At 66.0% G+C, this 11,256-nt stretch carries 11 protein-coding genes; 7 read left to right on the plus strand and 4 right to left on the minus strand.

Annotated features, from left to right (window positions below):
* On the minus strand, positions 1-1,360 hold a 1,360-nt coding region (locus A985_RS26500), incomplete at its 3' end, for an MFS transporter (RefSeq protein WP_083902391.1).
* Positions 1,361-1,573: 213 nt separating this feature from the next.
* A complete protein-coding gene (locus A985_RS0120860) occupies positions 1,574-2,803 on the minus strand; it encodes a cytochrome P450 (protein ID WP_017235316.1) in 1,230 nt (409 codons plus the stop codon).
* Positions 2,804-3,016: 213 nt separating this feature from the next.
* On the opposite strand from A985_RS0120860, the gene A985_RS0120865 reads away from it, so the two are divergent.
* On the plus strand, positions 3,017-3,649 hold the full coding sequence (locus tag A985_RS0120865; RefSeq protein WP_051060328.1) for a helix-turn-helix transcriptional regulator: 633 nt from the start codon (positions 3,017-3,019) through the stop codon (positions 3,647-3,649).
* A gap of 31 nt (positions 3,650-3,680) precedes the next feature.
* On the opposite strand, the gene A985_RS0120870 is transcribed toward A985_RS0120865, so the two are convergent.
* Positions 3,681-4,526: an IclR family transcriptional regulator gene (locus A985_RS0120870; RefSeq protein ID WP_017235318.1), complete on the minus strand. Its 846-nt coding sequence runs from the start codon at positions 4,524-4,526 to the stop codon at positions 3,681-3,683.
* Positions 4,527-4,608: 82 nt separating this feature from the next.
* A complete protein-coding gene (locus A985_RS0120875; RefSeq protein ID WP_017235319.1) occupies positions 4,609-5,766 on the minus strand; it encodes an FAD-dependent monooxygenase in 1,158 nt (385 codons plus the stop codon).
* A gap of 492 nt (positions 5,767-6,258) precedes the next feature.
* Between A985_RS0120875 and A985_RS0120880 the strand changes: the two genes are divergently transcribed.
* From A985_RS0120880 to A985_RS29540, 6 genes are all read left to right on the plus strand, one after another.
* Complete coding sequence (locus tag A985_RS0120880; protein ID WP_026132229.1) at positions 6,259-7,335, plus strand: porin; 1,077 nt, start codon at positions 6,259-6,261, stop codon at positions 7,333-7,335.
* A gap of 313 nt (positions 7,336-7,648) precedes the next feature.
* Positions 7,649-8,518 carry an ABC transporter ATP-binding protein gene (locus A985_RS0120885; RefSeq protein ID WP_017235321.1) on the plus strand — a complete coding sequence of 290 codons (870 nt, stop codon included), beginning with the start codon at positions 7,649-7,651 and terminating at the stop codon, positions 8,516-8,518.
* 39 nt (positions 8,519-8,557) lie between these two features.
* On the plus strand, positions 8,558-9,340 hold the full coding sequence (locus A985_RS0120890) for an ABC transporter permease (RefSeq protein ID WP_017235322.1): 783 nt from the start codon (positions 8,558-8,560) through the stop codon (positions 9,338-9,340).
* A gap of 18 nt (positions 9,341-9,358) precedes the next feature.
* Positions 9,359-10,150: an SDR family oxidoreductase gene (locus tag A985_RS0120895; protein WP_017235323.1), complete on the plus strand. Its 792-nt coding sequence runs from the start codon at positions 9,359-9,361 to the stop codon at positions 10,148-10,150.
* A gap of 40 nt (positions 10,151-10,190) precedes the next feature.
* Complete coding sequence (locus tag A985_RS0120900; RefSeq protein WP_017235324.1) at positions 10,191-10,748, plus strand: cupin domain-containing protein; 558 nt, start codon at positions 10,191-10,193, stop codon at positions 10,746-10,748.
* Between the two features lie 101 nt (positions 10,749-10,849).
* Positions 10,850-11,256, plus strand: a 407-nt coding sequence (locus A985_RS29540) for an alpha/beta fold hydrolase (RefSeq protein WP_232424700.1), incomplete at its 3' end; no start/stop codon positions are given.

An 11,256-nucleotide genomic window follows, 5' to 3' on the forward strand; every position in this document is an offset into this window, starting at 1 on the left:
GGGCCGCGGGCAGCGTACGCAGGCTGCTCACCACGGCCGCGACTGCAGCGAACGCCGCCGCGACATAGAGCGAGGCGCGCGTGCCGAAGCCCGACGGGGCGACGCTGAAGATGAGGGCCACGAGCGCCGCACCCGTCGTCTGCCCGGTCAGGCGCGCAGTGCCCAGCATGCCACTTGCGCCGCCGCTGCGATGGGCGGGCGCGGCCATGAGCATCGCGTAGTTGTTGGGCGACTGGAACAGTCCGAAGCCGAAGCCGCACAGGGCCATGCGCCAGACGATGTCGGCCGATTGCGGGTGCGCGGGCAGCAGGCCGAGCGCGAGCAGGCCGAGGGCGAACGCCGCCAGACCAATCGCACCGAGCAGACCGGGCTTGTAATACTCCAGCAGGCGCCCGGCCAGCGGCGCGACGACAACGATGGTGAGCGGCCAGGCCGTCATCAGCAAGCCGGTCTGCACACGATCAAAGCCCAGCGAATCCTGCAGGAAGAAGGGCAGCGCGACATACGCGAGCATTTGCGCGCAGAACGACGCCATCGACGTGCAGATCGACAGCCCGAAAATCGGAATGCGCAGCAGGTCCAGCGGCAACAGCGGCACCGGCTGGGTGCGTTGGCGTCGCACGAAGACCGTGCCGATGACGATCGCTGCGGCGACTTCGAGCGCCACCAGCCAACGCGCCTGACCATGCCCGAAGGCGTCGATGCCCGAGATGAGCAAGCCGAAGGTGAGCGCACTCAACAGCGCCCCGGTCCAGTCGAAGGGGTGCGAGGCGCGGGCCGTGTCGGGCAGCGAGCGCACGGCGATGACAAAGGCGACGACGCCGAGTGGCACGTTGATGGCAAAGAGCCACGGCCAGTGCGCGATGGACAGCACGCCGGCGGCAATCGTTGGGCCCGCAGCGGATGAGATGGCAACGATGAGCGCGTTGAGCGAGACGCCGCGCCCGAGCCAGCGCGACGGGTAGATGGCTTTCACCAGCGCGGTGTTCACACTCATGATGCCTGCCGCCCCGAAGCCCTGCACCACGCGTGCGAGCGTGAGCGTGACGAGCGAATCCGAGAGCGCGCAGCCAAGCGAGGCGACGGTGAACAGCGCGAGCCCGACGGTATAGACGCGGCGGTAACTCACAATCTCGCCGAGTGCGGCGAGCGGCAGCAGCGAGATGGTGATGGCGAGCTGGTAAGCGTTGACGATCCAGATCGACGTGGCGGGACTGGCGTTGAGGTCGCGCGCGATCGTGGGGAGCGCGACGTTGGCAATCGCCCCATCGAGCACCGCGAGCGAGATCGCGAGCATGACGGTCGCAACGGCCCATACCCGGGCGGGCATGGGCATACCGTCGGTGTGTGTGTCGGACATGTGGGCAGCGGAAGACGGGACGGGCGCGCACCGGGACGCCACAGCGGGCGGTGCGCACAACGAAAGCGTCATCCTGCCCGAAATTCCTGGACCACGCGGGGCCCTGGCGCAGAGCCTTATGTTTACAAGGGTTTCACTTGTTCCATCGCGTTTCGTTGAGTGGAACCCACGTTCCACTGATTAAAACACACTCATCGAAAGCAGTCATTTGCCTCAAGCCGCCGTGGCGCCATCGTGGAAACGCGCGATCCGGATGTTGCCGAGCGGGTGATACATCGAGCCGGTCGCGATGGCGGCGAGATCGACATCGCTGTCGAGTATCGTCTGCACGCCGATGGCGGCGATCGTGCTGGCCGGCGAGCGTCCCGGGCAGGTGTGGGCGCCGTGCCCGAAGGTCCAGGCCACGTCGTCCGGTGTGGCACCGGCGGGCGCGGCGGCAAGCACCACAAGGATCACATCGCCGCATGCGAGCGTTCGTTCATGGATGATGGCGGGCGCGTGCAGGAATCGACGGGTGTTTTGCACGGGGGGATCGTGACGGATCACCTCGCCGATGGCGGTGATGGCGACGGCAAGGTTGGCCGGTAGCGATTGAGCACCGTTGACGACGGGCACAGCGCCGGGCGACGCCTGCTGCGCGAGCCGGCGCAGGCTGTTGGCCACGAGTCCGGCGCAGGCGTCATGCGTTTGCGTAAAGAGGCCCACGACATTGGCCGTGAGCGCCCCGTAGTCGACGGCCTCGTCGCGTGCCGCGCTTCGGGCCGTGTCGCGCAACCAAGATCCTGGGGCGGCGTCGTGGTCGAGCCAGCGCATGGCGCGATGGCGAAGCGTCGTGGCGGCGCTGTGTCCGCGTGCGAGCCTCTCGGCGCGCGGAGACGACTGGGTGGACTCAGCCATCGCCGCGACCAGCGTGCGGACGTCGTCGTACACGTCGACCCACTGTGAGGGAGGAACGCCCAGCCACGCCGCGAGGGCATAGATCGGCTGACGGAAGACAAAGTCGTCGAGGCGCGCGCAGGGTGTCTCCCCTTGGGCGAGATAGGCGTCTGCACAGGCGGCCTGGCTGGCGTTGCGCAGCCGGTCGAGGGTGGCGCCGTCGGCATGCAGCGTGGCGAGTCGAGCCTTGAGCCAGGGCTTCATTGCCGCATGCGCGGCGCCGTCGTTCATCCTGACGAGTGTGCCGAACCAGTCGCCGGCGGCGCCATTGGCCAATGCCGCGGGGACGGTCGCTCCAGCAGGCCGAACACCACACGCCGGATGGCGCAGCACGGCGGCCATGGCTTGCGGGCTGGCGGCGACCCACATGCCGAGCGAGGCATCGAAATCGAACGGGCGTCGAGCGGCGAGCGACTGGTAGTACGGATACGGGTTGGGGTGCGCGACGGCGGCCAGCACACTTGCGGGCGGCGGCACGGTGAGGAGATCGGCGGTGGCGGCAAGCATGGCGGGCATCTCGATTTGAGGGGAACGGGACTCATCATGGCGCATCGGCCGACCGCCACGTTTCATCCCATGCTGAAGTGTTGAACGCATCCCCCAGCCTATACTGCCGATGCTGTGCTTCATCATCCTTACAGGAGTCCTGCTGTGGACATCGCAAGAGATCACGCCCCCGGCGTCAGCTCACTCGCCGCGTTGCTCGCCGATGCCGGGCGCATGACCATGCTGTGGGCGTTGATGGACGGTTCCGCCCGTCCGGCGGGGGAGTTGGCGTTGGTGGCCGGGCTGTCGCCGTCCAGTGCAAGCGGCCATCTTGCCCGACTGGTCGACGGCGGCGTGCTGGCGCAGGAAGCACGCGGACGCCATCGTTATTTCCGCATCGCCACGCCCGAGACCGCGGCGGCCATCGAAGCGCTTGCCAGCGCCGTGCTTGCCACGCGCGACCTGCGGCCGCGCTCTGTCCCTGTCAGTCGTTCCACGCCGATACCGCTTCGCCACGCGCGGACCTGTTACGACCATCTCGCTGGGGAAGTTGCGGTCGATCTCTTCTCGCGGATGCATGCGCACCGTTGGCTTCGGATCGACGGTAGCGACGTGGCGCTCACCGATACGGGCGTGGAGGGACTCACGGCCGTTGGCGTCAACCTCGCCACGGCTCGCGCCCATCGACGCCGCTTCGCCTGCACCTGCCCCGACTGGAGCGAGCGCAAGCCGCATCTGGGGGGCGCGTTGGGGGCGGCGCTGCTCAGCACCTGCCTCGACGCCAAGTGGCTCGAACCCACCCGGGCGCCGCGCGCGTTGCGCGTCACGCCGCTCGGGGAACGCAAGCTCGCGGCCATCGCCCTCTGAAGCGAGGTGATGGCGGTGCAGTCGCGAAGGCTCAGCCGCGTTCGGCAGCGGCGAGAAACGCGGGTGCGTCGGCCAGCAGGATGGCGAGATCGGCCGCGCCCGACTTCACCGCTCGCGCGGTGCGCTCGCGCGTCAATGTATCAGTGCCCACCAGCGAGCGCGGACCGGCAACGCTCAGGGCTGCCAACGGTCTGCCGTGAGCGTCCAGCACAGCGGCGGCGCAGGCGTCGATGCCCGCTTCGAAGCCGTCCTGACTCCAGGCGCATCCGGCGTCGCGATCACGTTCGAGCTGGGCGTCGAGCGCAGCATGCGTGCGTGCGCTTTGTGCCGTGGCGGCAGCGAGCGGTTCCGGCCCGAGCAACGCACGGCGGCGCTCGGTGCTCAGATGCGCGAGCAGCGACCGGCCCGGTGCCGTCAAATGTGCCGTGACGCGGCTGCCCGCGCGGATATTGCTGACGAGCGGTAACGCCGGCGTTTCGCACAGCAGATAGCGAACCTGGGCGCCGTCGAGCACGGTGAGATAGCTTGATAGTCCGGTCTCGGTCGTCACGCGCGTAAGTACGCGCCGCGCTGTCGCCAGGTGATCCTCGCCGGCGAGTGCGCTGGCCGCCAGTGTCAGGAAATTCAAGCCGAGCCGATGGCCACCCTGCGGCAACGGCTCCAGCACGCCCTCGAATTGGAGCGTCTCGATCAAACGCATGACCGTCACCCGATTCACGCCAATGCGGCGGCCGACGTCGCTGACATTGGCCGTCGACCCGCCGTCCGCCACGAAGCGCAGCAGCTTGAGCGCACGCATGACAGGCGTCACGAGGCCCGCTTGTCCGGTGTCTTGCGTATCGGTCGTGGACTCAATGTCTTGCGTAGCTTTGTTCATGCGGTCGATTCCAGTCATCGGGGGCATCGGGAGCATCGGTATAGGGCGGCGCAGCGATCGCACTTGCGCCGCCGCAGGTCACTCAGGCCGCGAGCGGGACTTGCCACGCGTCGTACTCGTAGACCCAGTCGGCATTGCCGCCTTCCTTGAGCCACTGGTTGCCGCGCGAGCCGATCTGCACGCGTGCCGTGCGTTCGCGTCGCGATACCTCGTAGCGCGCGAGCGCGGCGGCGAGCGTGGAAAGCTCGGCGCTTGGGCCCACGGCCGCCAAGTGGCGAGACAGTACCACAGCATCTTCGATCGCCATGCCGGCGCCTTGTGCCATGAACGGCATCATCGGATGGCTCGCATCGCCCAGCAGCGACACCCGATCGCGCGACCATTGCGGTAACGGATCGCGCACATACAGCGCCGACTTCAGCACGCTGTCGCACGCGTCGAGCAGGGCGCGCGCTTCGGGGTGATAGTCGGCGTACATCGCGCGCAACTCGTGCACGTCGCCGGGTGCCGTCCACGATTCCAGCGTCCAGCTGTCCTGGGGCGTCGTGGCGAAGACAAAGATGTCGCGGCCGAGATTGAGCGGGAACGTCACGATCTGGCTCGACGGGTTCGGTCCCCACCACTTCGTGAACGCGCCGAGATTCGGCACGCCGTCGAGTTTGTCCGCGGGCACGACCGCGCGATACGCCACCACGCCAGTGAACTCCGGCGATTCCGGCCCGAACAGGCCGGTGCGCACGACCGAGTGGATGCCGTCCGCGCCGATGAGCACATCGACGTCGTCGTGCGTGCCGTCCGCGAACGCCAGTCGAATGGGGCCGGGCTGCGCGTTGCCCGGCGCTTCGAACGATACGAGTTTCTTGCCCAGCGCAATCGACGTCGCGGGCACGGCCTGCTCCAACGCCTGCAACAGGTCGGCGCGGTGCATCGTGAGTTGCGGCGCGCCGTATTTCGTCTGCGCCGTGCGGGCCATTTCCAGACGCGAGGTCTCCTCGCCCGAATCCCAGGTGCGGCTGATGCGATGGCTCGGTTGCGCGGCCGATTGGCGCAAGGCGTCGCCGACCCCGAGGCCGTCGAGCGCGCGCACGGCGTTGGGTGTCAGGTTGATGTCCGCGCCGACCCGGGCGAACTGCGCTGCCTGCTCATACACGCGCACACGGAAACCTGCGCGCAGTAAGCCGATGGCGGCGGCCAGACCGCCGATGCCGGCACCGTTGATGCCGATGAGAGGAGCTTGCATGGGAACATCCTTTGACGAAAGTGACGACAAACCAGAAAAATAATAAGTTCAAATATGAACATGATGTTCAAATATTATTGTTTTTGATTCGATCAAAGGCAAGGCATCCTCGGGTAAATCCCGAGGAAACGGACAGGCCCTGACGGGGGGCGAGCCAGGACGCCCGGCAACGCTCGCGGGACGAACGGTGCCGCTCGCTGCGCAGCTGGGGCGGAGATCTTCGTCGCTGTACCGGCGCGTTAGCACGCCAATTTATTCTTATCAATTCGTGAATCTCCGCTGCGGGGCTCATGCGTCACCTGGCCTAAGCTTCGCTCAGTTGGTTTCATAAGTAATCCAACGTTTCATAGGTGGAACGTCGAAAAAGCAAATGCGGGACGAGGCGACTGGCTTGGGTTGCCGCGCATCGCATCCGGCGTCGTCACCGTTCTCGAATCATCGAACGACAGGAGTACACAGATGAAGCGGTTTCCGATGGGGCGGATCCCTGGCATGACGGCGCTGGCGGCGGCAATGCTGCTGGCGGCGGGGGTGCCGGTCGCTGCGCAGGCGCAGAGCAACGTCACGATCTACGGCAGCCTGGATGCCGGCATGGCGTACGTGAACAATCAGGGCGGCAACGCGAACTGGATCGCCCAGCAGGGCGCGACGCAGCCGGATCGCTGGGGCTTTCGCGGGGTCGAGGATCTGGGCGGTGGCAATCGTGCCATCTTCCAGCTGGAAAACGGCTTCTCGACGCTCTCGGGCAACACGGTCAAGGCGGGCGCGATGTTCAACCGCCAGTCGTGGGTTGGCCTGCAGTCGGACAAGATGGGCACGTTGACCATCGGTCACATGACCACGTTCAACTTCGACTGGCTCGGGCCGATGAGCACGGCCTACCTGGGCATGAACTGGTACATGTTCCACCCGGGTAACCTCGACGAGCTGGCGAACACGTCCGTCGTGCAGGTCGACAACTCCGTGCGCTACGTCACGCCGGACTTTGCGGGCTTCAAGGCGGGCAGCATGATCTCGTTCGGCAACAACACGAACTTCGCCAACGGGCGCAAGTGGAGTGTGGCCGCGAACTATACGAACGGCGGCTTCAAGGCGTCGGCAGTCTACTCGAACGAGAACAACCGCACGCCGAACGTTGCCGTGCTCGGCGGCGCGACTTACCAGGGACAGGCGGTTGGCAGCTATGCGGCGTCGAACGTCGAGAACATGGGCGCCGGCGTGTCGTATGGCTTCGGGCCGTGGCTGCTGCACGCGTTGTACACGCGCGTGAAACTGCAGTCGCCGGGCTTCAGCGACACTTACCAGTCGTTCGACGGCGGTGCCAACTATGCGACGGGCGTGGCCAACACGATCACCTTCGGCGCGGCCACGACTTCGCTGACGGGCAAGCGCTGGACGCAGGTCAGCCTGGGCGACGTCTACGCGTTCTCCAAGCGCACGCAGGTGTATCTGAGCGGTGTGTATCAACACGCGAGCGGCAATGGGGCGGTGACGGCCATCAACACGATCGGCGCGTCGTCGACGGGCAATCAGTTCATCATCCTGTCGGGCGTGCATCACTCGTTCTGACGCCTCGCAACGCCAACGCATTGCGAGACGCCCCTTGTGGTCTCACTTCCCACGCCGGCCGGCCTTTGCCCGCCGGCGTTTTTTTCGTCTCGGCTGTTGTGTTGGCTGTGCAACGCCTGCGGGTGCGGGTTTCCCCTAGTCAAAAAACAATTTTGAACGGGCAAATCCCTCCCTATAATTGATCCATAAGTAAATCAACGTTTCACATATGAAACGTGTCCCGCAAGGGAAGACAGGTGGCAAGCCATGCAGGCGAAACGACGCAGCAGGCTGCCCGAGGCAAGTTGAACATCCAGAAACACGGTGGTTTCCCATGCTCAGGTCGATTCAATTGAAGGACGCGAACGTAGCCGAGGCGAATGCCGAGGCACGTCAGGCGCAGCCGGCGGCGGCACCCCTGCCGTTCGCCATCGAATACCGCGGCGTCACGCGTCGGTTCAAAAATCGCCAGGGCAAGGGCGAGATGACGGCCGTCTCGGACGTCTCCATCGGCATCAAGGCCGGTGAGTTCGTCTCGCTGATCGGCCCGAGCGGCTGCGGCAAGAGCACGCTGCTCAACATGGGCGCCGGTCTCTACGCGCCGAGCGAAGGGCAGGTGACGCTCGCGGGCAAGCCGGTGCGCGGCCCGTCGCAGCAAGTCGCGTTCATGTTGCAGAAAGACCTGCTCATGCCGTGGCGCTCGATTCAGAAGAACGTCGAGCTGGGCATGCAGATCCGTGGGCGCAGCAAGGCCGAGCGGGCGGAAGTGGCCAAGGCGCTGCTCGCGCGTTGCCACCTGAAGGGCTTCGAGAACCACTACCCGCACCAGCTCTCGGGCGGCATGCGTCAGCGCGCGGCGCTGGCCCGCACGCTGGCCGTCGAGCCGGACGTTCTGCTCATGGACGAGCCGTTCTCGGCGCTCGATGCGCAGACCAAGATGGTGCTCCAGCAGGATCTCGCGCAGATGCTCGCCGACGAGGGCAAGACCGCGCTGATGATCACCCACGACCTCGCCGAAGCCATTGCGCTCTCGGATCGCGTGTTCGTGATGAGTGAGCGCCCGGGCACGATCATCGAGGAGATCACGATCGATCTGCCGCATCGCGACAACCCGATCGAGCGCCGCAAGCAGGCGGGCATGAACGAATACGTGGCCCATCTGATGGAACTGCTCAAGGTGGGTCGCGACGACCACCTTGGTTGATCCTCGTCCCCGACACTGCAAGACACTGGAATCCTCGCTATGAAATCCCTTTCCAAAACGCAACTGACCGTTGGCAGCTTCGTGTTGCTGCTGATCTTCGCGGCCATCTGGCAATGGGGCCCGACGGCGTTCGGCGTACCCGAGTTCGTGCTGCCCAAGCTGTCGTCGACCGTGATCGAAGGCGCCCGCATGTTCCAGGTCGAGAACCTGTGGCTACACATCGGCGTGACGGCCATCGAAGTGATCGCGGGCTTCGTGATCGGCTCGGCGCTGGGCGTGGTGATCGGCGTGGTCCTCGGTTTGTCGCCGTCGACCGAAGCCATGCTTTCACCGTACATCCTCGCGCTGCAGATTGCGCCGAAGGTCGCGTTTGCGCCGCTGTTCGTCATGTGGATGGGCTACACGATCTACCCGAAGATTCTCGTGGCTGTACTGATCGTCTTCTTCCCCGTGATGATCAATGTGCTCGGCGCCGTGCGCGCCGTCGACCCGGACATGGTCAATCTGGTGCGCGCCCTGTGCGGCCGCCGCTGGCAGATCTTCCGCTTCGTTGAATTCCCGTCGGCCATGCAGGCGCTCTTCGCGGGCTTGCGCATCGCGTCGACGCTGGCCGTGATCGGCGTGACCGTGGGTGAGCTGGTCGGTGGCGACCGTGGCCTGGGCTATCTGCTGGTGTATGGCGAAGGTCAGGGCAACACCGCGATGGTGTTCGTCTCCATCGCCGGGCTCACCGTCATCGGTATCGCGGCGTACGCCGCCGTGGTCTGGCTGGAACGCCGCGCGTTGCATTACGTGCCGCGTGCCGCCATGAACATCGCCTGAACGACGAGGAATTTCACCGTGAACGAACTGCCCATCCCCCCGCTCGACGCCAACACGCTGGCGCCGCTCGACGGCAAGAAGCTGCTGATCACCGGTGGCGCGCGTGGCCTTGGCGAAGGGTTCGTCCGTGCCGCCGTGACACGCGGCGCGCAAGTGACGATTGCCGATATCGCCTCGCAGGCCGGCGAGGCCCTCGCGGCCGAACTGAGCGGTGTGGGACATGCCGTGTCGTTCGTGCGTGTCGACCTGTCCGATCCGGCCTCGGTGGACGCGGCCGCCAAGGGGGCTGCCGAGCGCATGGGCGGCATCGACGGGCTGGTCAACAACGGCGCGATCACCAACTCGGGCGGCAAGCTGGCCGCCGAGCTGAGCATCGAGACGTGGGACGCGGTCATGAACGTCAACGTGCGTGGCACCTGGCTCATGACGATGGCGGCGCTGCCGTTTCTGCGTGCATCGGGGCAGGGGCGCGTCGTGAACATCGCGTCGGATACCGCGCTGTGGGGCGCGCCGCGCCTGCTCGCTTACACCGCCAGCAAGGGCGCCGTCATGGCGATGACACGTTCGCTCGCCCGCGAACTCGGCCCGGACGGCATCACCGTCAACGCGATCGCGCCGGGACTCGTCGAGGTGGAAGCCACGGCCTACGTGCCTGCCGAGCGTCATCGTCATTACCTGGAGGGACGTGCGCTGCCGCGCGCCCAGGTGCCCGACGACGTGATCGGCCCCGTGCTGTTCCTGCTCTCCGATGCTTCCCGTTTCGTGACCGGGCAGGTGCTGCCGGTCAACGGCGGCTTCGTGATGCCCTGACGAGCCGTTCTTATTCGCAACGCCTTCAAGGAGTTAGACCATGGCGCAAGCCGACGCTAAAAACACCGCGACGCCACAGGCCGTCGAGAGCTGGACGCAGGCCGAAGGCCAGGCGTTCGGCGACTGGCTGGACACGCGCGTAGCCCGTTTCTCGACGCGCAAGTACGACTGGGACGCGCTGAAGTTCCAGGCCGACTACGACCCGAAGTACCGCCGCGCGCAAATGCGCTACGTCGGCACGGGCGGCACGGGCGTGGCCAAGGACGTCAACACGGTCCCTGCCGGTCACTTCACGTTCTCGACGATGGTAATCCCGGCCGGCAACATCGGCCCGAGCCACATCCATATGGATGTCGAAGAAATTTTCTTCGTGATGCGCGGCAAGATGAAGGTGATCTGCGAGCGCGATGGCGAAACCTGGGAAGCCATTCTCGGTGAGCGCGACCTGATCTCGGTGCCGCCTGGCGTGTATCGAACGGAAATCAACATTGGTGACGAAGACGCGCTCATGTGCGTGATGCTCGGCTCGCAAAAGCCGGTCACGCCGACGTACCCGCCGGATTCGCCGCTCGCGCAGATCAAGCGCGATCTGAAGTAAGCCCGCCGGGGGCCGTTGTCCCGGAAAGTCCGGTGAGGGGCTTGCCCGTCGCAAGCGCCACACCGGCAGGAATTCACAAAGCAAGACGTTCAGTCCAAGCCATGCAAGCCGAAGCCTTTCAGTCCGAAGTACCCGAAGATGCCGCCGTCGCGCCGCTATGCGCGCGTCTGGACGCCTTCCCGTACCGCACCGTCGCCACGCGCGTGGGCACCGTGGGCTATCGCAGCGCTGGAACGCAAGCCGAAGGTGCCATGCCGGTCGTGATGCTGCACGGCATCGGGTCCGGTGCGGCGTCATGGCTCGCGCAATTCGAAGCCACGAACCTGCATGCCGCGCTTTACGCATGGGACGCGCCGGGTTACGGGCAGACGACGAATGTCGCCGACGCCGAGCCGCACGCCGACGCCTATGTCGAAGCGCTCGCGGCGTGGCTCGATGCGCTGGGGCTGGCACGCGTCGCGCTCGTCGGTCATTCGCTGGGCGCGATCATGGCAACCCAGTTCGCGAG

The sequence above is a fragment of the Pandoraea sp. B-6 genome, assembly GCF_000282835.1.
Lineage (GTDB): Bacteria > Pseudomonadota > Gammaproteobacteria > Burkholderiales > Burkholderiaceae > Pandoraea > Pandoraea cepalis.